General features: G+C 31.3%; 23 protein-coding genes. 18 read left to right on the forward strand and 5 right to left on the reverse strand.

Annotated features, from left to right (window positions below; translation table 11 throughout):
- Window positions 1-83: 83 nt before the first annotated feature.
- The 4 genes from ACVC5O_RS08235 (at window position 84) to deoD (ending at window position 2,506) form a co-directional block, all read left to right on the forward strand.
- Window positions 84-476, forward strand: coding sequence for a hypothetical protein (locus ACVC5O_RS08235; protein WP_452220998.1), 393 nt, complete (start codon window positions 84-86; stop codon window positions 474-476).
- Window positions 477-610: 134 nt separating this feature from the next.
- Window positions 611-1,279, forward strand: a complete 669-nt coding sequence (gene deoC / locus ACVC5O_RS08240) for a deoxyribose-phosphate aldolase (protein WP_452220999.1) — start codon at window positions 611-613, stop codon at window positions 1,277-1,279.
- A gap of 11 nt (window positions 1,280-1,290) precedes the next feature.
- Window positions 1,291-1,806 (forward strand): SixA phosphatase family protein, encoded by a 516-nt coding sequence (locus ACVC5O_RS08245; protein WP_452221000.1) that lies wholly within the window; start codon window positions 1,291-1,293, stop codon window positions 1,804-1,806.
- Window position 1,807: 1 nt separating this feature from the next.
- A complete protein-coding gene (gene deoD / locus ACVC5O_RS08250; protein WP_452221001.1) occupies window positions 1,808-2,506 on the forward strand; it encodes a purine-nucleoside phosphorylase in 699 nt (232 codons plus the stop codon).
- 11 nt (window positions 2,507-2,517) lie between these two features.
- Here the strand turns inward: deoD and ACVC5O_RS08255 are convergent, their stop codons facing one another.
- A complete protein-coding gene (locus ACVC5O_RS08255; RefSeq protein ID WP_452221002.1) occupies window positions 2,518-3,264 on the reverse strand; it encodes a DUF6503 family protein in 747 nt (248 codons plus the stop codon).
- Between the two features lie 90 nt (window positions 3,265-3,354).
- Between ACVC5O_RS08255 and smpB the strand changes: the two genes are divergently transcribed.
- The 3 genes from smpB (at window position 3,355) to ACVC5O_RS08270 (ending at window position 7,051) form a co-directional block, all read left to right on the forward strand.
- The gene (gene smpB / locus ACVC5O_RS08260; protein ID WP_452221003.1) at window positions 3,355-3,813 is read left to right on the forward strand and encodes an SsrA-binding protein SmpB; all 459 of its coding nucleotides are present in this window, start codon (window positions 3,355-3,357) and stop codon (window positions 3,811-3,813) included.
- A gap of 106 nt (window positions 3,814-3,919) precedes the next feature.
- Window positions 3,920-6,385: a DUF5686 and carboxypeptidase regulatory-like domain-containing protein gene (locus ACVC5O_RS08265; RefSeq protein WP_452221004.1), complete on the forward strand. Its 2,466-nt coding sequence runs from the start codon at window positions 3,920-3,922 to the stop codon at window positions 6,383-6,385.
- Window positions 6,386-6,538: 153 nt separating this feature from the next.
- Window positions 6,539-7,051: a hypothetical protein gene (locus ACVC5O_RS08270; RefSeq protein WP_452221005.1), complete on the forward strand. Its 513-nt coding sequence runs from the start codon at window positions 6,539-6,541 to the stop codon at window positions 7,049-7,051.
- A gap of 209 nt (window positions 7,052-7,260) precedes the next feature.
- Here ACVC5O_RS08270 and ACVC5O_RS08275 read toward each other — a convergent pair whose 3' ends face one another.
- Together ACVC5O_RS08275 and ACVC5O_RS08280 are read right to left on the reverse strand one after the other, a co-directional pair.
- Window positions 7,261-8,541 carry a T9SS type A sorting domain-containing protein gene (locus tag ACVC5O_RS08275; RefSeq protein ID WP_452221006.1) on the reverse strand — a complete coding sequence of 427 codons (1,281 nt, stop codon included), beginning with the start codon at window positions 8,539-8,541 and terminating at the stop codon, window positions 7,261-7,263.
- A 137-nt stretch (window positions 8,542-8,678) separates the two neighbouring features.
- Complete coding sequence (locus ACVC5O_RS08280) at window positions 8,679-9,320, reverse strand: protein-L-isoaspartate(D-aspartate) O-methyltransferase (protein ID WP_452221007.1); 642 nt, start codon at window positions 9,318-9,320, stop codon at window positions 8,679-8,681.
- A 160-nt stretch (window positions 9,321-9,480) separates the two neighbouring features.
- Here ACVC5O_RS08280 and ACVC5O_RS08285 point away from each other — a divergent pair, with 160 nt between their 5' ends.
- The 11 genes from ACVC5O_RS08285 (at window position 9,481) to ACVC5O_RS08335 (ending at window position 21,053) form a co-directional block, all read left to right on the forward strand.
- Entirely contained in the window at window positions 9,481-10,440 is a 960-nt protein-coding gene (locus ACVC5O_RS08285) for a Gfo/Idh/MocA family protein (protein WP_452221069.1), read from the forward strand.
- A gap of 129 nt (window positions 10,441-10,569) precedes the next feature.
- Window positions 10,570-11,460, forward strand: a complete 891-nt coding sequence (locus ACVC5O_RS08290) for a 3-hydroxyacyl-CoA dehydrogenase family protein (protein ID WP_452221070.1) — start codon at window positions 10,570-10,572, stop codon at window positions 11,458-11,460.
- Window positions 11,461-11,544: 84 nt separating this feature from the next.
- Complete coding sequence (locus ACVC5O_RS08295) at window positions 11,545-11,910, forward strand: four helix bundle protein (protein WP_452221071.1); 366 nt, start codon at window positions 11,545-11,547, stop codon at window positions 11,908-11,910.
- 44 nt (window positions 11,911-11,954) lie between these two features.
- A complete protein-coding gene (locus tag ACVC5O_RS08300) occupies window positions 11,955-13,193 on the forward strand; it encodes a DUF1015 domain-containing protein (protein WP_452221008.1) in 1,239 nt (412 codons plus the stop codon).
- Between the two features lie 92 nt (window positions 13,194-13,285).
- On the forward strand, window positions 13,286-13,954 hold the full coding sequence (locus ACVC5O_RS08305) for a YggS family pyridoxal phosphate-dependent enzyme (protein WP_452221009.1): 669 nt from the start codon (window positions 13,286-13,288) through the stop codon (window positions 13,952-13,954).
- 111 nt (window positions 13,955-14,065) lie between these two features.
- Window positions 14,066-15,442 carry an exonuclease domain-containing protein gene (locus ACVC5O_RS08310; RefSeq protein ID WP_452221010.1) on the forward strand — a complete coding sequence of 459 codons (1,377 nt, stop codon included), beginning with the start codon at window positions 14,066-14,068 and terminating at the stop codon, window positions 15,440-15,442.
- Between the two features lie 24 nt (window positions 15,443-15,466).
- Entirely contained in the window at window positions 15,467-16,339 is an 873-nt protein-coding gene (locus ACVC5O_RS08315) for an ion transporter (protein ID WP_452221011.1), read from the forward strand.
- A 6-nt stretch (window positions 16,340-16,345) separates the two neighbouring features.
- Window positions 16,346-17,269 (forward strand): tRNA (adenosine(37)-N6)-dimethylallyltransferase MiaA, encoded by a 924-nt coding sequence (gene miaA / locus ACVC5O_RS08320; protein ID WP_452221012.1) that lies wholly within the window; start codon window positions 16,346-16,348, stop codon window positions 17,267-17,269.
- A 2-nt stretch (window positions 17,270-17,271) separates the two neighbouring features.
- The gene (locus tag ACVC5O_RS08325) at window positions 17,272-18,690 is read left to right on the forward strand and encodes an MBOAT family O-acyltransferase (RefSeq protein ID WP_452221013.1); all 1,419 of its coding nucleotides are present in this window, start codon (window positions 17,272-17,274) and stop codon (window positions 18,688-18,690) included.
- A gap of 3 nt (window positions 18,691-18,693) precedes the next feature.
- Complete coding sequence (locus ACVC5O_RS08330; RefSeq protein WP_452221014.1) at window positions 18,694-19,692, forward strand: hypothetical protein; 999 nt, start codon at window positions 18,694-18,696, stop codon at window positions 19,690-19,692.
- 104 nt (window positions 19,693-19,796) lie between these two features.
- Complete coding sequence (locus ACVC5O_RS08335; RefSeq protein ID WP_452221015.1) at window positions 19,797-21,053, forward strand: DUF2254 domain-containing protein; 1,257 nt, start codon at window positions 19,797-19,799, stop codon at window positions 21,051-21,053.
- Between the two features lie 65 nt (window positions 21,054-21,118).
- Here ACVC5O_RS08335 and ACVC5O_RS08340 read toward each other — a convergent pair whose 3' ends face one another.
- Together ACVC5O_RS08340 and ACVC5O_RS08345 are read right to left on the reverse strand one after the other, a co-directional pair.
- Window positions 21,119-21,823, reverse strand: a complete 705-nt coding sequence (locus ACVC5O_RS08340) for a response regulator transcription factor (protein WP_452221016.1) — start codon at window positions 21,821-21,823, stop codon at window positions 21,119-21,121.
- A gap of 4 nt (window positions 21,824-21,827) precedes the next feature.
- Complete coding sequence (locus tag ACVC5O_RS08345; protein WP_452221017.1) at window positions 21,828-23,399, reverse strand: sensor histidine kinase; 1,572 nt, start codon at window positions 23,397-23,399, stop codon at window positions 21,828-21,830.
- Window positions 23,400-23,416: the final 17 nt, after the last annotated feature.

The following is a 23,416-nucleotide window of genomic DNA, read 5'->3' on the forward strand; positions in this document are numbered from 1 at the left end:
CGACACTTATTTATAAGTTTAGCGTTGCTTTTTTTTATATAGTTTAATTATTTTTTGTAAATTATAACTCTAACTTTCTGGCTATGGGAATTATAAAACACTTTAACAATCAAGACTTTGAGGTTTTTATTTTCGACGATTTTATAATTAATCAAATAAAAGAAGGTGTAGCTATAGAGCCATATCACAACGATATATTAAATAAAATTGTTCAAAAATATTATAGCAATAAAGACCTTGTTTATATCTCCAATCGTGTAAATTCTTATTCTGTAGATCCCTTAATTTATGCCAAAACAGAATCCATTCCAAATATAATTGCCATCGCATTAGTTCCAAAAACAGAAATTATGAGAAGTAATGCAGAATACGAACGCGATTTTTACGATAGACCTTATAAAATATTCGATACCTTAACAGAGGCTATTGTTTGGGTGAGTAGTTTAGTTAAGACCAAAAAGAAGAATTTAAATTAAAATCTAATTTCTTCTACACAAGTTCCTTAAGTAAAAAATAACCCTTCTTAATTCATCACAAATTTATTCTGTTTTTAACGGTATTTTATGACTAATATCATTGCATCAGTTTTATAAAAAGTATAACTTTGAGTATGACAATAAATAACTTTATAGACCATACGCTGTTAAAGCCAACTACTACAAAAAACGATATCATTCAACTTTGTAATGACGCTAAAGAACACTCATTTTTTTCTGTTTGTGTAAACAGTTGTTATGTGAGTTTGGCTAAAACACAATTAAAAAACACTACTGTAAAAGTATGTAGCGTTATTGGGTTCCCATTAGGTGCAATGAGTACAATTGCTAAAGTTGAAGAGACTAAACAGGCTATAAAAGATGGTGCAGACGAAATTGATATGGTGTTAAATATTGGATTCTTAAAAAGTAAAGACTTTGAAGCCGTTTTAAATGATATTAAAGCAGTAAAAAAAGAACTCCCAAACACAATTTTAAAAGTAATTTTAGAAACTAGCGCTTTAAATGAAGCCGAAATTATTAAAGCAAGCATTCTAGCTATTGAAGCTGGTGCAGATTTCATAAAAACCTCTACTGGCTTTGGAACAGGAGGAGCTACAATGCAAGATGTAAAACTTATGAAAAGTGTAATTAAAAACGGAACCACAAAAATTAAAGCCTCTGGAGGAATTAGAGATACTCAAACAGCTTTGCAGTATATTAATTTAGGTGTAGAACGTATTGGAACCTCTAATGGCATTGCCATTGTTACAGGACAATCTCAACAATCAAACAGTTATTAACAAGTATTTAAATGAAAAATATTTTATTTTTTATCCTATTAACTGTTTTCAGTTGTCAGAACAAAACAGAAACACAAAAAGACACTAATACGTCTGAAACTGTGTATTACTTAGTTCGTCATGCCGAAAAAGAGACCAATGATGCTACTAATAAAAATCCAGAATTAACTGAAGAAGGCGAAGCACGTGCAAAAAAATTAGCACACTATTTTAAAACAATAGATTTAGAGGCTATATATTCTACCAATTATATTCGAACAGTTGAAACTGCTGTACCAACAGCAAAACAAAAACGATTAGAAATTAAAACCTATACACCTAATAGAGTAAATTTCGACTCTTTTAAAGCTGAAACCAAGGGACAAAAGGTTTTAATTGTAGGACACAGTAACTCAACACCTCAATTTGTTAATAGTTTAATTGAAAAAGAAGTCTATACCTCTTTAGACGAAAGTGTTTACAATGCCTTATTTATTGTAACCATAAAAGGCGATAAAATAACACACCAACAAACAACACTAAATTAAAATGAGCATACATATAGGAGCAAAACAAGGCGATATTGCAGAAACTATTTTACTGCCTGGAGATCCACTACGAGCAAAATGGATAGCCGAAACGTTTTTAGAAAACCCAGTATTATTTAACGAGGTTAGAGGTATGCTTGGTTATACAGGCACTTATAATGGTAAACGTATTTCTGTAATGGGAACAGGAATGGGAGTTCCAAGTATTTCAATTTATGCACACGAATTGATTACGCAATTTGGAGTAAAAAATCTTATTCGTGTTGGAAGCTCTGGCTCTTACCAAAAACATATTAAAATTAGAGATATTGTTTTGGCAATGGCAGCATCTTCTAATTCTGGTGTTAACGAATTGCGTTTTGGAGGTGCAGATTATGCTCCAACAGCTAATTTTGAGTTGTTTCAAAAAGCGGTAAATACTGCAAAAACAAAAGGCATTCCAATAAAAGCTGGCAATGTGTTTACTTCAGATGAGTTTTATGCCGATGATTTTGAATCCTACAAAAAATGGTCAAAATTTGGAGTACTTTGTGTAGAAATGGAAACTGCTGGTTTATATACTGTTGCCGCAAAGCACAATGTTAATGCGCTAACTATTCTAACCATTTCAGACTCGCTAGTCACTGGAGAAAGCACAACAAGTAAAGAACGCGAAACTACGTTTAAGGATATGATTACAATTGCTTTAGAGCTTGCTTAAAACACTAGAGTTTAGTCTACACTAATATTTTTAAGTTCAATTTTAGAAAGCAATTGTAATGCATTAGCTTCAAATAAACTATCTAATTCTGTGAGTTTTACAGTATTGGTTTTTGGTTTGTAATTGTTATAATCTACAAACTGCAACCCATCAATTGTTCTTCTGTTAAAAGCTTCTCTAAACCGAAACCCATAACCATTTGCTTCAGCATAAGAATAGGCTAAGTAATCTACGTTAAACGTGTTTTTATCAATCCAATAGATAAAGACATCTTCAAAATCTTCTCCTCCTCCATTTTCGTTAAAAGTGACTTCAATTTTATAATAGTGTTTTCCTTTTAGAGTGACTTCATTTAAAAATTTCTTATTTACTGCAGGAGCATTTAATCCATAAGGCAACACAGAAAAATAATGCACAGAATTTACCGAAGCAGAATACCTAGTAACCATACTATCAGGAACTTTTACAAGCGCATTATTTACCAATTTTGTAAAACCAGTGTTACTCAAAACCTCTTTTACTTGGTTAGTAGAATCTTTATATTCCCTTATTAATTCAAAATTTCCGTTATTACGCTTAGCTATATAATGTTTGTCTCTAAAGTCAAATCGAATTGTAGAAGTATCCAATTTTGCTCCTCCTACTGTCGCAATAGCTTCATCTATAACATTTTGCGCATTTAACGCTATATGTTTTTCGTTTTTACAACTCCACATTATACTTATAAAAAGTAATACAATACCCACTCTATTTTTCATAATTTATCTGTTAAAAACTACTTTTACAAAACTAGAGAATACCTCTAGATTATTTCCTAAAATATACTTAAATTATTACCTTTGGCATCTATGCAAAATACCGTAAACATAAAAAATAAGAAGGCAAAATTTGAGTACGAGATACTCGATAAATATACTGCTGGAATAGTGTTAACTGGTACCGAAATAAAATCGATTAGAGCGAGTAAAGCCTCTATTGCCGAAAGTTTTTGTGAGTTTAACGAGAGTGGTGAGTTGTTTGTTATTAATATGACTATCCAAGAATATTCGCATGGCAATTATTACAACCACAGACCGAAAGCAGAACGTAAACTGCTCCTTAATAAAAGAGAACTTAAAAAACTACAAAAAGAAGTTCAGAACGTGGGTTTAACTATAATTCCGTTGCGTTTGTTTATAAACGAAAATGGCTATGCAAAACTAGATATTGCTTTAGCTAAAGGAAAAAAACTATACGATAAACGCGATACTATTAAGGATAGAGACAACAAAAGAAATTTAGATAGAATTAAGAAAATTTATAAATAAATTGTGATAGCTCTAACAATTGGCAACCGCTTTTTGTTCTATGTTTGAAATCTCTAGACAACCTTTTTAATAAAAAAAGCGTCTATTCTAACAAACAACTCTCTTAATGAAAAAATTTCTACTCCTTTTAACAGCACTGTTTTTAAGCTGTAACACTTTCGCTCAAATAACAGGAACAGTCACTTCCAATACCAACGAAACGCTTCCTTTTGTAAATATTTTTATCGAAAATACATATACAGGAACCACAACAAATGAAAATGGAATTTACGAATTAGAGCTCTCTAAAACAGGAACCTATACCATTTTTTTTAAATATTTAGGCTACAAAACAGTAAAAAAAGAGGTGACAATTAATACATTTCCATATACTTTAAATGCTGTTTTAACCGAAGAGGAACTCTCCTTAGATGAAGTTGTAGTAACTGCTGGTGAAAACCCAGCAAATGAAGTTATAAGAAAAGCTATAGCTAATAGAAAAGCGAATTTAGAAAAAACAAAAACCTACACAGCGAATTATTATTCTAGAGGATTATTACGTATAATAAATGCACCAGAAAAAATTTTAGGAGAAGAAGTTGGTGACCTTGGAGGTGGTTTAGACTCTACAAGAAGCGGAATTATTTACCTATCGGAAACCATTTCTAAATTAGAATACGACGCTCCAAAACGCTTAAAAGAGAAAATTATAGCCTCTAAAGTAAGCGGAAATAACAATGGGTTTAGTTTTAATACTGCTAGTGATGTAAATTATAATTTTTACAAAAACACATTCTCATTAGGCATGGATGTAGTATCTCCAATCTCAGAATTTGCTTTTAATTACTATCGCTATAAGCTAGATGGTGTGTTTTACGACGATTTAGGAAACCTTATTAATAAAATAAAAATTACACCAAAACGCGAAAACGATGCAGCCTTTTCTGGCTTTGTATATATTGTGGAAAATCAATGGAGTTTATACGCTATAGATGTTACCATTACAGGTAAGCAAGTACAAATTACACCTGTAAACACCTTTAAAATTCAACAAGATTTCTCGTATTCTGAAACCGATAAGGTTTGGGCTAAAATCTCTCAAGTCTTTGATTTCGATTATGGTTTGTTTGGTTTTAAAGGCGATGGTCGTTTTACCTCAGTGTATAGTGATTATGATTTTAATCCTCAATTTGCCGAGAAAACTTTTACACGAGAAATCTTATCGTTTGAAGAGAATTCTAATAAAAAAGATTCTATATATTGGAAAGACAAACGTCCTGTACCATTAACCAACGAAGAAGTTACAGATTATGTTAGAAAAGATAGTTTAGAAATTCTTCAAAAATCAAAACCCTATTTAGATTCTATAGATGGTGTAAATAATACATTTAAATTAGGAAACATTATTGGTGGTTACTCCTACCAAAACTCTCATAAAAACACACGTTTTAGCGTATCGTCTCCAATCGAAAAAATAACATTTAATACTGTACAAGGCTGGAATGGAACTTTAGATTTAAGTTTTAGAAAAAACTACGACGAGTTTAAACGCTATTTAAGGACAAATGCATCTATTACTTATGGCGAAGCAGACGATCGTTTACGTGCAACAGCTTCGGCAACCTATAAATTTAACAATATTAATAGACCATTTTTAACAGTTTCTGGTGGTGTAAAAACAGAGCAATTTAACAGTTCGCAACCTATTTCTAATACCATAAACTTGTTGAGCACGCTTCTTTTTGAGGATAATTATATGAAATTATACGAAAAAGGATTTGCGCAGATTAATTATTCACAAGAAGTGTTTAATGGTCTAAACATGTATTCTGCGTTGAGTTACGAACGCCGAAAAGCGTTGTTTAATAACACAGATTATGTACTTATTAATGAAGATAGAGATACTTACACCAGTAACAACCCTTTAGACGAAACAGCTTATAGAATTGCGCCTTTTAACACACACAATATTTTAAAGTTAAACCTTAATGCACGTATAAATTTTGCACAAGATTATTTAAGTTATCCAGACAGTAAAATTAATATGCCTAGCGGAAAATATCCAACCTTAAATTTAGGGTACGAAAAAGGGTTTGGCGCTACAAATAGTAACTACAATTTTGATCAATTTAAAGGCTCATTGTACCAAAATATAAACTTAGGAAACAAAGGAAACTTTGTGTATTATGCCAAAGGAGGTGTTTTTAATAATGCCGAGGATATTGCGTTTATGGATTACCATCACTTTAATGGTAACCAAACGAATGTGAACCTAAATGGCGCGTATATTGGTAAATTTAAAAACCTACCTTATTATGGATTGAGTACTAACGATGCGTATGGCGAAGTCCATTTAGAACATAGTTTTAATGGCTATATCCTTAACAAAATCCCATTATTAAATAAACTTAACTTAAACTTAATTTTAGGAGCAAATACTGCGTTTACAAACAAAAACAAACCCTATTCGGAGTTTTCGATTGGTATCGATAATTTAGGATTTGGTAAGTTTCGTTTTCTACGTGTAGATTATGTACGCTCGTACCAAAGCGGATTTATAAACGATGCTGTGTTGTTTGGAATTAGTTTTTAGTATAGTCTTGCAAAAGCAGGAATCTTCTCCTATGATTGTGCAGACTTGACTTAGTAAAAAAAAATCGCTAAATTCGTTTAACGCATGATATTAAACATTTTAACGTTTGATATCAGAAGCACATTGTAATTAATACACAAAAAACATCCTTCTATGAGAAAATTTTTACTAATTTTTTTAATTTCTATTTTATTTAGTTGTGGTTCAACTAAAACAAATTTAACTGAAACTCAAGATTGGATAAACTCTCAAAATTTCACAATAGTTAAACCGAATAATTGGAGAGCTGTCAAACATCACGGATATGTTGGATATACACCTCTTAAAAAAGGCGATAATTTCTTTAACAACGTCGTTTCTATTTTTCAGTTTAAACTAAAAGAAAAACCTGAATTCAAGGAGTTCGTTCAGAATCAAATCGAACTAGCTGAAAAAAATCTCAACATTAATTCTCAAAAAATCTTGACTGAGAAAAGTGAATTTGGGGATATTTATATTTTTAAAACCGAATCAACGTGGAGTGGAAAAGCTTATAAAAAGGAGACAATCTATATTGAATATAATGGAGAATATTATTATTACAATTATTCTTCGCTTAAAGATAATTACGAAAAATATTATGACGATGCTTTTTCTATATTTCAAAGTTTAGAATTCAAAGAATAAAATACTAAGTACAACACCGAATATAATAATTGCGGTTTAGTGCTTAATTAAAGGTCGTTGCGTGTTTGTAACGTCTGATTTTCCTGCGGAAAATCCTCGCGCACAAAACCGCAACTATTCTTATACGAAACCGTTAAACGAATTTTTTAAAAACCAACACCTACAACATTTCAAATAAACTTATTAAATCAAAAAAAAATCTTTAAAACCTATTCTCTTAAAATTCTAAAGGTCTCCAAACCGTTTTCACTAGTTACTTTTAAAAAATAAATACCAGATGCTAAACCAGAAACATCCAATGTGTTTTGAGCTTGTAGTTGTGTAGGAATACGTTTTCCAAAAACATCAAAAAGGATAATGCCTTCTATTTTTAAAGTCGTAGAAATAGTAATACGATCTGTAAATGGATTAGGATATACTTGTAGTTGAGTGGTTTCAAATTCATTAATACTTAAAGCATTGCAATTAGGATTTGTAGTTGTACTGGTTACAAAATTACCAGTGTTAACGTGCCAATTTTCCCAAGTACCTCCACTTCCATTCGTCCAATCGGATAAATCAAAATAGTGCTCTCCAGTAGTCATTCCTGGTACTTTGTACACTTTTACAGCTTCACCATTTCTATTCCAATTTAAGGCTTGACCACTTACGCAGTTTTCTGGAGTAAAATCATCTACACAATTAGCCTGTAAAAAAAACGCATACTCTTCGTAATTAGGATAATCGCCATAAACATAAGCTTTCCCATCGGAATCCACACAAACTGCAGTGTATTCATTACATGCTATGCCAAAAGATTGTAAACCATTATCTTGAGCATAACGAGCTAAAAAAGTGGTGTGTCTTGCACGTCTATCTGGATCGTCGTAATGAGTATCTGTAATTAAATTCTCTAAATATGGGATTTCTAAAAAGTCGTTATAACCTAAAGTCATCCTATTATGGTAAGGGTTTGCTAAGGCTTGCGCATTGGTTACTGTTCCATTTTCTGCACTAAAATAAGCACTTCCTAAAATTGCCATTCCTGCACTTGTGCCACCAATTACACCTTGCTTAGTGTTTACAAAAGTGTTTAAAGCAGTTTCCATGGCATTGTCTTTAAAAAAGCTCACATAATTATATTGGTCGCCTCCTGCAAACCAGATGGCTTCAGCTTTTTCAACTTTATCTAAAACGTAAGGATCTAAAGCACCAGCTTCGTTATTGATAACAAAGGTTCTCACAGAATTAATAGTAACACCTAATTGAGAATAAAAATAATTATTATAACCATTACTTCCAGAAGCTCGCAACACAACAACATCTCCTCCATTGGCTTTGTTTAAAAACCAAACCATAGCCTCGTCACTTTCGCTTGCTCCTCCCATTAAACACACACCTTGACTTGGCGCAACAACCATATCGTTACTGTTACCTGTAAAATACTCTGTGTAGTTTTGCGAGAAACTAAATTGAGCTATTAAAGTTAGTAGTATTGTAATATTTTTCATTTTATTTTATTTTTTTAACTTTTCACTTTTCACCTCTCACTTTTCACTTTTAACTTTTCACCTCTCACCTCTCACCTCTCACTTTTCACCTCTCACTATTCACCTCTCACTATTCACCTCTCACTTTTCACTAAACATTAATTCTTATCCTCCAATAAAGGTACAAAACGAAACTCTCCAAATTCAGCTTTTTCAAACTCCTTTTCGCCTTTACGTACAAAAAGCGTCATAATTTGTACTTCGTCTCCAACAGGAATTACCAATCGTCCTCCAATAGTTAATTGTGCCAATAGTGGTTTAGGCACAAAAGGCGCTCCTGCAGTTACAATTATGCTATTAAAAGGCGCTTGTTCTTTAAGGCCTTTATAACCATCTCCAAAAATGAGTTTTTTTGGTCTGTAACCTAGTTTAGGTAAAAACTTACTCGTTTTTTTAAACAATTCTTGTTGGCGTTCTATACTATACACTTTGGCTCCTAACTCGCATAAAACAGCAGTTTGGTAACCACTTCCTGTGCCTATTTCTAATACTTTATCGCCTGCTTTTATTTGCATCAATTCTGTTTGAAACGCTACAGTATAAGGTTGCGAAATGGTTTGATCTGCAGCTATAGGAAACGCTTTATCTTGGTAGGCATGATCTAAAAAACCAGAATCCATAAACAAATGTCTTGGTATGTTAGAGATTGCTTTTAGTACAGCTTCATCTGTAATGCCTTTGTTTTTAATAACAGAAACCAATTGTTGCCTTAAGCCTTTGTGTTTAAAAGTATCCTTCAAAAGTAGTGTAGTTTAGTGTGCTAAAATTACTCTAAATTATTAAAGTTAAAAAGGGAATGTGCTTCAATTTATTAAATCGTAATTAATCCCTTATTTAAATGTTAATTTGATTGAAATTACTTCATAAAAAAACTTATTTTTGTTAAAAACGAAACAAATCATGCTAAAAGCTGGTGTATTAGGTGCTGGACACCTTGGTAAAATCCATTTAAGATTACTTAATCAGTCCGAAAAATATAACCTTATAGGTTTTTACGATTCTAGTGAAGAGAATGGTAAAAAAGTAGAAGCTGAATTTGGGTATAAATACTTTAATTCTATAGAAGCTTTAATAGATGCTGTAGATGTTGTAGATATTGTAACACCTACACTCTCTCATTACGATTGTGCTAGGCAAGCTATTGCAAAAGGCAAACATATTTTTATAGAAAAGCCCATTACAAATACTGTTGAAGAAGCAGAGACACTAAGAACTCTAGTCGCAGAATATGGTGTAAAAGGGCAAGTTGGCCATGTAGAGCGCTTTAATCCTGCATTTATGGCTGTTAAAGATCAGCTAGATAAACCTATGTTTATAGAAACGCATCGTTTGGCAGAATTTAATCCTCGTGGTACAGATGTGCCTGTGGTTTTAGATTTAATGATACACGATATTGATATAATTTTAAGCGTTGTGCAATCTAAAGTAAAACATGTTTCGGCAAGTGGAGTTTCGGTAATTAGTGACACTCCAGACATCGCAAACGCTCGTATTGAGTTTGTTAATGGTTGCGTTGCCAACTTAACAGCCAGCCGAATTTCGTTAAAAAACATGCGAAAAACACGTTTTTTTCAGCGTGATGCTTATATTTCTGTAGATTTTTTAGAGAAGAAATGTGAAGTGGTAAAAATGAAAGACGCGCCAGAGAATCCTGGAGATTTCGATATGATTTTACAAAATGCAGAAGGTGTTAAAAAGCAAATTTATTTTAACAATCCAGAAATTCCTGCTAATAATGCCATTTTAGACGAGCTTGAAAGTTTTGCAGACGCTATAAATACTAACACAAAACCAATAGTGACATTACACGATGGTACTGAAGCCTTACGTGTAGCGACAATGATAATTGATCAGTTCTAGAAACGTCATTACGAAGGAGGAACGACTGAAGTAATCTTTCTAATTGAAATTCAAATTATATTTTAAACTAAAATACAAACAGATTGCCACGACTTTAAAAAAAGTCTTGCAATGACAAACACAAAATACATGAAAAACGTAGCAGTTATAGGAGCAGGAACCATGGGAAATGGTATCGCTCACACTTTTGCACAATCAGGATTTAAAGTGCAACTAATAGATATTAGTGAAGCCTCTCTTAAAAAAGGACTAGATACCATTGCTAAAAATTTAGACAGAATGGTGGCTAAAGAGAAAATTACAGAAGCTGATAAAGCAGAAACTTTAGGAAACATAACAACATATACTAGTATCACTGAAGGCGTAGAATATGCAAGTTTAGTGGTAGAAGCAGCAACCGAAAACATAGATTTAAAGCTTAACATATTTAAGCAATTGGATGAAGCTTGTGGAGAAGACACTATTTTGGCAACTAACACATCTTCAATTTCAATTACGCAAATCGGAGCAGTAACTAGCAGACCAGAACAAGTAATTGGAATGCATTTTATGAATCCTGTGCCAATTATGAAACTAGTAGAAATTATTCGTGGTTACAATACAAGCGACGAGGTAACTAAAACCATAATGGACCTGTCTAAAACATTAGGCAAAACACCAACCGAAGTTAATGATTATCCAGGTTTTGTTGCCAATCGTATTTTAATGCCAATGCTCAACGAATCTATTGAAACGTTATACAATGGAGTTGCAGGAGTTGAAGAAATAGATACTGTGATGAAATTGGGAATGGCACATCCAATGGGACCTTTACAACTTGCAGATTTTATTGGTTTAGATGTGTGTTTATCGATATTAAACGTAATGTACGATGGCTTTAAAAACCCAAAATACGCACCTTGTCCACTATTAGTAAATATGGTGAGAGCTGGTAAATTAGGTGTAAAATCTGGTGAAGGTTTTTACGATTATTCTGAAAGTAGAAAAGCTGAGAAAGTGGCTAAGCAATTTGTGAAGTAAGCTGTCATAGTGTTCAATGTTCAGTGTTCAGTGTTCAGTGTTCAGTAAGTTAACAAGTATAATATTAATTTAAGTTTAAATATGCTGAGATTTCAAGATTTATTGGCTTATAAAAAAGGGTTTTCTTTGGCTATGGCTATTTTTAATATTTCTAAATCTTTTCCAAAAGAAGAAACATATTCATTAACAGATCAAGTTAGAAGGTCTTCAAGAAGCGTATGTGCTAATCTAGCTGAAGCTTACAGAAAAAGATTGTATCCAAAACATTTTAAGAGTAAACTAACAGATAGTGATGCAGAAAATTCTGAAACTCAAACTTGGTTAGAATTCTCTTTAGCTTGTGAATATATTAATAAAGAAACGTTCGATGAATTGACTGCTAAAAGTATTGAAGTAGGTAAATTAATTAACTATATGATTCTAAATCCAAATAAATTTGGTTCAAAGTAACAATTCACTGAACACTGAACACTGAACACTGATTACTAGTAAATATGGCAATAATTAAACCGTTTAAAGCAGTAAAACCCACACGAGACAAAGTGAGCTTAGTCGCATCGCGATCGTACCAAAGTTACACACAAGCGGAACGTGAAGCACGATTAGATTACAATCCGTTTTCATTTTTACATGTTGTAAATCCTGGTTATAAATACGACAAAGAAATTTCTGGCGAAGCACGTTATAAACTGGTAAAAAACAGGTATTTAGAATTTAAAGAAGATGGTGTTTTTAAACAAGATCAAACAGCTAGTTTTTATATTTATAAAATTGTAGATAGAGATTTACAGGTTTTTAATGGTATTGTGGCAGCATCGAGCGTGAAAGATTATGAAAATAATGTCATTAAAAAGCATGAAGACACTATTGCAACTAGAGAAATTACATTTAAAGAGTACCTAAAAACGGTTGGTTTTAATGCAGAACCTGTACTCCTAACCTATCCTGACAATACTGATATTGCTACAATCATTACCGAAAAACAAAAAGAACGTGCAGAATTTGAGTTTACAACAACTTATAGAGATACGCATTACTTATGGCAAATAGACGATCCTTCTTCTATTAAAGCAATAGCAGATGCTTTTGCAAAAATGAACACGCTTTATATTGCAGATGGACACCACAGATCGTCCTCGTCACACTTGTTGTGTAAAGATTTAAAAACGAATAATCCAAATCATAAAGGTGATGAGAGTTATAACTTTTTTATGAGTTATTTAATTTCGGAATCCGAACTTAAAATCCACGAGTTTAATCGCTTAATTAAAGATCTTAACGGATTAACAAAAGAAGAGTTTTTAATTGCTTTGGACGAATTATACAGAATAGAAAACAGAGGTATTATACCTTACCAGCCAACTAAACAACATCATTTTAGTATGTATTTAGATGGAGAATTTTATTCGTTATATCTACGTAAAACTAATTATGAATTTAAAACCTCATTAGATGCTTTAGATGCACAATTACTTTACAAAACTATATTACAACCTATTTTAGGTATTGAAGATTTACGAAACGACACTCGTATTACCTATTTAAGCGGAAAAAAAGAGGTCGTAAACCTAAAAAGCAAAGTAGATAGTGGCGAGTTTAAAGTTGGTTTTGGTATGATTCCTGCAACTATAACACAAATGAAGCAAATTGCAGACGATGGCCTAAAAATGCCACCAAAAAGCACATATATTGAACCTAAGCTACGAAGTGGTGTGACTATTTATGAGTTTTGATGAATTCCTGCGAAGGCAGGACTCTTACTTTTTAAAATAAATAAAGAGTGTTATTTAAATAAAAGGACAAATAAAACAACACCAGAAAACAAATGAACATACAAGAAAACCTTAAAAACATAAAATCTCAACTCCCAAATCACGTTACACTAGTTGCTGTTTCCAAAACAAAACCAGTGAGTGATTTAATGGAAGCCTACACTGCTGGACAACGCATTTTTGGAGAAAACAAAATCCAAGAAATGGTTGAGAAGTACGAGCAAATGCCAAAGGATATTAAATGGCACATGATTGGCCACGTGCAACGCAACAAAGTAAAATATATGGCTGAGTTTGTGAGTTTAATTCATGGAGTGGAAAGCTTCAAATTATTAAAAGAAATTAACAAGCACGCGAAAAAACACGACAGAATTATAGACTGTTTGCTACAAATAAAAATTGCCGAAGAAGAGTCTAAATTTGGAATGCATCCAAAAGAAGCTTCAGAAATAGTGCACTCTCAAGAATTTTCAGAATTAAAAAACATTACTATTGTTGGTGTTATGGGAATGGCTACGTTTACTGAGGATACACTTCAAATTGAACAAGAATTCAAACGTTTAAAAGCAACTTTTAACGACTTAAAAACGCACCAAACTTTTAATTGTAACCTAAAAACTATAAGTATGGGAATGAGTGGAGATTATAAACTTGCCATAGATTGTGGCAGTACAATGGTTAGAATTGGAAGTAGTATCTTTGGGTTAAGAAACTATAATTAAGTATTATTTCGAGAGGAGATTGAGAGTTTATCTAACAGATTGCCAAGTCGTACCTCCTCGCAATGACAGAAAACATCTTAACGTTATAACTTTTAAACTAAATTATTTTATTTGTACGCAATATTAGACATAGAAACCACTGGAGGGAAATATAATGAAGAAGGCATTACAGAAATTGCTGTTTATAAATTTGATGGTCACGAGATTGTCGATCAGTTTATAAGTTTAATTAATCCAGAGCGCGACATCCAACCTTTTGTAGTTAATCTTACAGGAATAAATAGTAGCATGCTACGTAATGCGCCAAAATTTTACGAAGTGGCAAGACGTATTGTAGAAATCACCGAAGGCACAATACTTGTTGCACACAATGCCAAATTTGATAATCGTATTTTAAGTACAGAATTTAGTCGATTAGGTTTTGATTTCGATAGGCAAACACTTTGTACTGTTGAGCTTACTAAAAAATTAATACCAGATTTACCTTCTTACAGTTTAGGTAAACTTGTACGCTCACTTGGTATTCCTGTTACAGATAGACATAGAGCTTCTGGAGACGCTTTAGCCACTGTAAAACTCTTTAAATTATTACTAGATAAAGATGTTGAAAAAACAATTATTAAAGAGACTATTAGAAAAGAGCCAAAATTACAAGTAGAACCAAGATTACTTGATATTATCGCAGACTTGCCTAGTATTACTGGTGTATATTATATGCATAGAGCAGATGGAGAAATTATATACATTGGTAAAAGTAAGAACATAAAAAGTAGAGTTAATCAACACTTTACAAGCGAAGCAAAAAAAGCTAAAGCAATGCGAAAACAAGTAACAGCTGTAACTTACGAGCCAACAGGAAGTGAACTCGTTGCATTGTTAAAAGAAAGTGAAGCTATTAAACGCAATAAACCAAAATTTAACAAAGCACTTACACGTACTGTTTTTACTCATGCTCTATATGGCTTTAAAGATTCCTCAGGATATTTAAACTTAGCTGTTGAAGCAGCAGATGGAAGAAAGAAAGCAATAACAACTTTTACTAATAAACAAAGTGGTAAAAGTTTTATGACCAGAGCTGTTGAAGAGTATAATTTATGCCAAAAACTTACAGGTCTTTACAAAACGAGTTCTAGCTGTTTTAATTTCGAAATTAAAGCCTGTGATGGAGCATGTATTCAAAAAGAAGAACCCGAAAGTTATAATTTACGTGTACAGCAATTAATTGATAAATATAGCTATAGTAAGCAACACATGGTAATTGTAGATAAAGGTAGAGATGCTTACGAACGGAGTGCTATTTTAATAGAAAACGGACAATTTAAAGGTTTAGGGTTTTACAACTTAAATCACCAAATAAATAATATTGATATCTTAGAGTCCATTATAACACCAATGGAAAACAATAGAGATAACCAACATATTATACAAAGCTATTTAAGAAGAAATAAGAAGCTTAAAATAATACAGCTTCAACACTCAACCAAATAATTAAAGTTTTAGTATTTTTGAAATATGTCTAACAAGAAACCGCTTACAAATTGGCAAATTAAAATTCATGAAATAATTTATGAAGCTGATACTCCTGCAGGCAAAATTTTCGATATTATTTTATTGGTTTTAATTCTTGCAAGTATATTACTAGTAATGCTTGAGAGTGTGCATCACATTGATGTTAAATACCATACACTACTTTATATTGGCGAGTGGATAATAACAATTTTCTTTAGTATAGAATACATTTTACGAGTAATTTCTGTAAAAAAACCATTTAAATACATTTTTAGTTTTTATGGTGTTATCGACTTTTTATCGACAATCCCAATGTATATATCGTTTGTATTTGCTGGCTCTCATGCTTTAATTACCTTAAGAGCCTTGCGTTTATTACGTGTATTCAGAATTTTAAAATTAGCACGATATTTAGGTGCTTCCAATCAGCTTAAAGAGTCAATTATTGCAAGTAGAGTAAAAATATTTGTGTTTTTATTTGCAGTTTTAGTGTCGTCTATAATTTTTGGTACAATAATGTATTTAGTGGAAGGCGAAGAAAATGGCTTTACCAACATTCCGAAAAGTGTCTATTGGTGTATTGTAACGCTAACTACAGTAGGTTTTGGAGATATTGCACCTCAAACAGCTTTAGGACAATTTATTACCACAATAATTATGATTTTGGGTTACGGCATTATTGCAGTACCTACAGGAATTGTATCTGCAGAATATACTAAAAGCAGTAATAAAGCTGAAAAAGAAAAATTAGCACAACATCAAAACCCTGTACAACCCAATGTGCAACTAAACTCGCAAAGCTGTATTACTTGCCATGCACAACACCATGATGATAATGCTAAATTTTGTAAGATTTGCGGAACAGTTTTACGTTAATTTTTAATGGAAAATACTTCGGAAAACATTTTAATTTCAATAGTTGGTCCAACTGCTATTGGTAAAACTAAATTATCTATACAACTAGCTAATTATTTTAATACTGAAATAATTTCAGCAGACTCCAGACAGTTTTATAAGGAAATGAGTATTGGTACAGCTGCACCAACACCAGAAGAACTTGCACAAGCACCTCATCATTTTATTCACAACAAATCTGTGACAGAACATTATAGCGTTGGTACTTTCGAAAAAGAAGCGTTACAAACCATAAAAAAGCTTCATCAAAAACACAATGTTGTAATTATGGTTGGTGGTTCTGGTTTGTATGTAGATGCTGTAACTAAAGGTTTGGATTATTTTCCAGAAGTAGAGGCTTCGGTTAGAGAACAATTAAATTTAAAATTAGAAGAAAAAGGTTTACAAACGCTTCAGCTTCAACTTAAAACATTAGATCCACTATCTTATAATTCAATTGCAATAGATAATCCAAAGCGCGTAATTAGAGCGTTAGAAATCTGTATTGGTTCTGGAAAACCCTATTCTTCATTTTTAAACAAAGACAAGAACAAACGACCATTTAAAGTAATTTCAATTGGTTTAAAAGCAGAGCGCGAAACTATTTACGACCGTATAAATAAGCGTGTTGACATGATGTTAAGTCATGGATTATTAGAAGAAGTAAAACAACTAAAACCATACCAACACTTAAACGCACTAAATACTGTTGGTTATAAAGAACTCTTTAAATTTTTAAATAAAGAATGGACTTTAGAATTTTCGATTGCTGAAATTAAAAAAAATAGCAGACGGTTTGCAAAACGACAACTCACTTGGTTTAAACGCAATGAAAACACACTTTGGTTTGATTATAAAGCGCCTTTTGATAACATTATTGAAGCTATAAATTTAAAAATAAATACCAACTAAGAATGTACTTTAACTCCTTAGAATTTGCTGTATTTTTACCCATTGTATTTGTATTGTATTGGTTTGTTTTTAAAAACAAACTAAAATTACAAAACTTACTGCTACTTGTTGCAAGTTATGTGTTTTATAGCTTTTGGGATTGGCGTTTTTTAAGCTTAATTATTTTAAGTACAGTTGTAGATTTTTATATTGGTAAAACGCTTACTAAAACAACAGATACCAATAAAAGAAAAGCACTGCTCTACTCTAGCATTTTTTTAAATATAGGTTTACTGGGTTTCTTTAAATATTATAATTTTTTTATAGATAGTTTTACTTCGGCATTTAGCTTTTTTGGTCAACCCATTACAATACACTCTTTACATATTATACTTCCTGTTGGGATTAGTTTTTATACGTTTCAAACTTTAAGCTACACCATAGATGTGTATAGAAAAAAAATAGAACCAACCCATAATTTTATAAATTTTGCCACGTTTGTTAGCTTTTTCCCTCAGTTAGTAGCAGGTCCAATAGAAAGAGCGTCGCATTTATTACCACAATTTTCTAAAACCAAACAATTTATTTTTGAAAAAGGAAGAGATGGTATGCGCCAAATACTTTGGGGTTTGTTTAAAAAAGTAGTTATCGCAGACCAATGCGCAAAATATGTAGATATTATTTTTGCAAATCCTGAGAGCTATTCCGGAAGTACGCTGTTGCTAGGAGCAGTATTGTTTGCTTTTCAAATTTATGGTGATTTTTCAGGGTATTCAGATATTGCTATTGGTACAGCACGCTTATTTGGTTTTAACCTTAAACAAAATTTTGCCTTTCCGTATTTCTCTAAAAACATAAAAGAATTTTGGTCGCGATGGCACATCTCATTAACCACCTGGTTTAGAGACTATTTATACATTCCGTTGGGAGGAAATCGAAAGAGTAAACTATTTACATTAAGAAATATTTTTTTAGTGTTTTTAATTAGTGGTTTTTGGCATGGCGCAAACTGGACCTTCATTTTTTGGGGATTACTACATGCGTTATTATTTGTACCTTATTACTTCTGGGATAAAAAAACAGACTTAAAAACAGCTATCACTTCAAATAAAATAACTAACCTGCTTAAAATAGTATTTACTTTTTTGCTAGTTACTTTAGCTTGGATTTTTTTTAGAGCAGATACTATTAATAATGCTTTCACCTATTTACTTGGATTGTTTAACAGTTCTTTATTTAGTTTTCCAGAGCTTTTACCAAAATATCTATTTTTAATACTTAGCTTTTTTATTATTGTAGAATGGTTAGGGAAAAATAAACTTTATGCTATTGAAACACTTAGTTACAAATGGTATGTTAGATATCCTTTATATTATGGATTAGCCTTTTTAATCCTTTTATATTCTGGGAATCCACAACGTTTTATATATTTTCAATTTTAGAGTATGACACGTTTTATAAAAAAAATAGCGTTGTTTTGCCTTCCTCTAATTATACTAGCAGGCTTAGGCATAAATTTAGACCTCTTAAAAGTTTTTAAATCTTACGATACGTTATACGATAACAACAATATTGTAACTATAAATAGAACATTAGCATCTACAAAAATCCTCTTAAAACATAGAGATGTAGCACACTATAATGCATTTGTTTTTGGCAGCTCTAGGTCACAAGCTTTTAAAGCAGAACATTGGGAACAATACTTACCAGAAAATGCCTCTACGTTTCATTATGATGGTATGAGCGAAGGCATTTATAACATTTATAAAAAATTAGAGTTTTTAGATTCTCAAAAGTTCGATATTAATTATGCCTTAATAATTATAGATCGTAGCACATTATTAGGTACAGAGAAACAACTGTCGCATTTGCAAATTAATCCAATTATATTTAATGATATTTCAAAATTCAACTTTTATTGCACCAACTTAAAGGCTTCACTCAATCCAAAATTAATAGTAGCGTATTTAGATTACTCTGTATTTAAAACACACAGAAACTATATGCAAAGCTATATACGTCGATATAAATATCCAGATACCTTTACGCCAATTTATAACGATTCGTATTACGGAAATGACAAATTAATAGCAGAAGATTCCCTAGGCTATTATAAAAAAATGTATAAAAAGAATTTTTTTAGAGAAAGACCAGCCACTAATTATAAAAAATTAGAGGTTACCAATAAAGAGTTAAAACTATTAAAAGCAATTAAAACTATATTAAATAAACACAACACATCGTATAAAATTGTAATTTCTCCAATATACGATCAAATACCTATGGAAAAAGAACAATTAACCGTTTTACAGTCTATATTTAAAACAGAAAATGTATATGATTTTTCTGGTATTAATAGCTTCACCACTCCAATAAGTAATTATTATGAATACAGCCATTTTAGACCTCATGTTGCAAATAAAATTTTAGACAGTATTTACTAAATACAATTTACAAACAGTGTAACTTAGGAAAAGAGCATAAATTTTGATGATATGCATTAGTTATAGTTTTAGAGTTTCAATATCTTTAAATAATAACTTGCAATATGAAAGACAAACTATTTACTTTTCTAAGATATTTTTACAGGCTAAAAGATAAAATAGCCTTTTTTCCTTCTATTATAGCATTCGCTGGTTGTGTATTTGCTTACGTTATGTTTTACTTAGAAAGTAAAGGTATTTCTAAATACTTATTAGATACAGTTCCAGAAATTGTAATTAACAACACAGAAACTGCACGTGTGCTACTTACTACATTTATTGCTGGACTAATTTCCATTATGGTATTTAGCTTTTCTATGGTAATGATTTTGCTCAACCAAGCCTCAAGTAATTTTTCGCCACGACTTTTGCCAGGTCTTATTTCTAACAGAAGACATCAAATTATTTTAGGAACTTACATTGCAACCATTCTGTATTGCATATTTATACTAGTATCTATAAAACCAAATAGTAATAAATACCAATTACCAGGCTTTTCGGTTTTATTGGCTATTATTTTTATGGTTTTATGTTTAGGTGCTTTTATTTATTTTATTCATTCTATTTCGCAAGAAATTCAGATTAATAATATAATGGATAAGATTTTTAATAAAGCTGAAAAACGATTGACGCAATTAATAAATTCGGAAAAAGATAAAACTGAAGAGTTCCCAGATACTAACAACTGGAAAGATTATAAAGTAAAATCCGCAGCTTACTTACAAAATATTTCGATAGATTCTATTTGTAACATTGCTAAAGAAAATGATGCTAAAATTTATGTTGCTCAAATTAAAGGTATGTTTATTTTAGATGAAGACATTTTGTTTAAAACCAATAAAAAATTAGATGAAGAAACTATTGAGAGCATCTATAGAAATTTCGATTTTTCTAAAAGTGAATTAGTTGAAGATAATTATATTTTTGCTTTTAAACAAATTACCGAAGTTGCTGTTAAAGCAATGTCTCCTGGTATTAATGATCCTGGTACAGCAATAAATGCTATCGATTATTTAAGCAAATTATTTTATTTAAGATTACAAAAAAAAGACATTAGCATTGCTTATACTGAAGACGAGCCATTGGTTTTACTAAACACACTAAGTTTTGAGAAATTATTATACCAAGTAATGGCTGCTTTGAGGACTTATTGTAAGCACGATGTTATATTAGTACAGAAACTACTAGCTATGCTAAACCACTTAAATAAACATACTACAAACAAGATGTACAGTGAAGCTATTAAAAAAGAAATAACAAATTTAATTTCAGACGCTAAAACCAGTATAGATAACAAAATGGATCTTAGTATTTTAGAGTAAGAAAAAAACAAAAAGCGCTAATAACAATTGTTACTAGCGCTTTTTAGTATTAATTAAGAATTAAATTATTGGTTAACAACTAGCCTAAATCCTTCTCCATGTATATTTAATATTTCTACGTTTTCGTCTAACTTTAAATACTTCCTTAACTTTGCGATGTAAACATCCATACTACGAGAGGTAAAATAGTTATCGTCTCTCCATATTTTTGTTAGTGCTAACTCTCTAGGCATTAAATCATTTTCATGTAAAGCTAGTAAACGTAACAGCTCGTTTTCTTTAGGCGATAGTTTAATAGGTTCTTTATCGCCTTGACGTAAAAATCGAAGTTTAGAGTTTAAATGTAAACTTCCTATTTTAAATTCAAATTGTTTGCTATCTGCTACAGTTTCTGTTGCTTTACGCTGCATTATTGCTTTAATTTTCATTAAAAGCACCTCACTATCAAAAGGTTTATTTAAATAGTCGTCTGCGCCTACTTTATAGCCTTTTAACACGTCTTCTTTCATTGCCTTAGCGGTTAGAAAAACAATTGGAACATCTGTATTTTTTTCTCTAATTTCTTTTGCTAATGTAAAGCCGTCTTTATAAGGCATCATAACATCTAAGATGCAAAGATCAAAATCATCTTTTTTAAATTTTTCAAAGCCTTCCATACCATTTTTGGCATGTGTAACTTCGTAATCATTCATTGATAAATAATCCTTTAAAACAATTCCAAAATTTGGATCATCTTCTACTAGTAATATTTTCTTTTGTTGTTCTTCCATAGTCTTATGATATTAGTGGAAGCTTTATTGTAAATGTGCTTCCTTTGTCTTTTTCACTTTCTACTGATACATGACCTTGATGGTCATCTACAATTCTTTTAACATAGGCTAAACCTAGTCCATGTCCTTTAACATTATGTATATTTCCTGTGTGTTCTCTATAAAATTTTTCGAACACCTTTTTTTGTGCGGCTTTACTCATTCCGCTACCATTATCTTTAATTTTTAATAAAATATTGTTTCCTACTTGTTCTGTAGAAACTTCTATTTTAGGAGCTTCTGGCGAGTACTTCACTGCATTGTCTAACATATTAACAATAACATTTGTAAAATGTGTTTCGTTTGCTAATACCGAAGACGCTTCTGCTTTTAAGTTAGAAGTTAATTTTCCGTTTTTATCTTCCACAATTAATTCGATATGTGATATAGCATCTTCTACTAAGTCGTGCAAGTCCACCCTTTCCTTACTTATATTAAGCTCATTTTTTTCAAGTTTAGATATCCTAAGCACATTTTCTACCTGCGCATGCATACGTTTGTTCTCTTCTTTTATCATTCCTAAATAACGCATAACCTTTTCTTGGTCGTTAATTATTTTAGGGTTTCTAATGGCATCTAACGCTAAATTTATAGTTGCAATTGGTGTTTTAAATTCATGCGTCATGTTGTTAATAAAATCTGTTTTGATTTCAGAAATCTGACGTTGCTTTATTAATTGAAATAAAGCACTAGAGTATGCTATAATTATAATCGATGTAAATATTATAGACAACAAAATCATGCCTACAACATTTGATAAAATAAATTTATTCCCTTCAGGAAAATTAACTAGTAGCTTAAATTTACTTTTTGAATTTTCATTCTCAAAAATTGGTATTTTATACGTCTTATTTTTTTCTAGTTCAAAATTTTCACTTTGTACTTTAGTCGCTAAATCATTACTATAAATAGCAAATTCGTATGGTATGTTTATTCCATCTTCAACTAATTTGAAATCTAATAATCTTTGAATTTCATCTGCTTTTACCCTTTTGTGAATTGGTGTTTTTACGGAAACAGTTTCATATAAATCATCGTAAAAAACCTGTTCCCCTCTTGTAATTTTGCCAATGGATAATAACATAGCGTCTAAATCGGTTTCGCCTTCAGTTTCAATCGTATTTTTACTTACAACTTTGGATTGACTACTGTTTAAAACTCGTTTTATTGTTACACTATCTAAACCTATGTCAAAGAGCGAAGAAGATAATTTATAGTTTTCTTCTAAAACACTATTTCTATACAATAAAGTTTCGTTAGAGTTTACATCGTCGCTTTTAAAATAAAAATCTCTAAAGGCAGTAGAGTCCACTACTACTCCTTGATCTATTAACTTATCTAACTTAGCTTTTAATTCTCTATATTCTCTATCTTCTATTCTTTGAGAAACAAAGCTTAATGCCTTCCTAACATTAAAATTAAATTGCTTTTTCTCATTTTCTACTGAATTGTTGATATAATAGGCCTGAATGGATATGATTCCTATTAAAGACAAGCTCATTAAAACCACCAGTAGGACAAATAATTTTTTGCTCATTAATCAAAATTAACATT

Source organism: Lacinutrix salivirga, assembly GCF_053604675.1.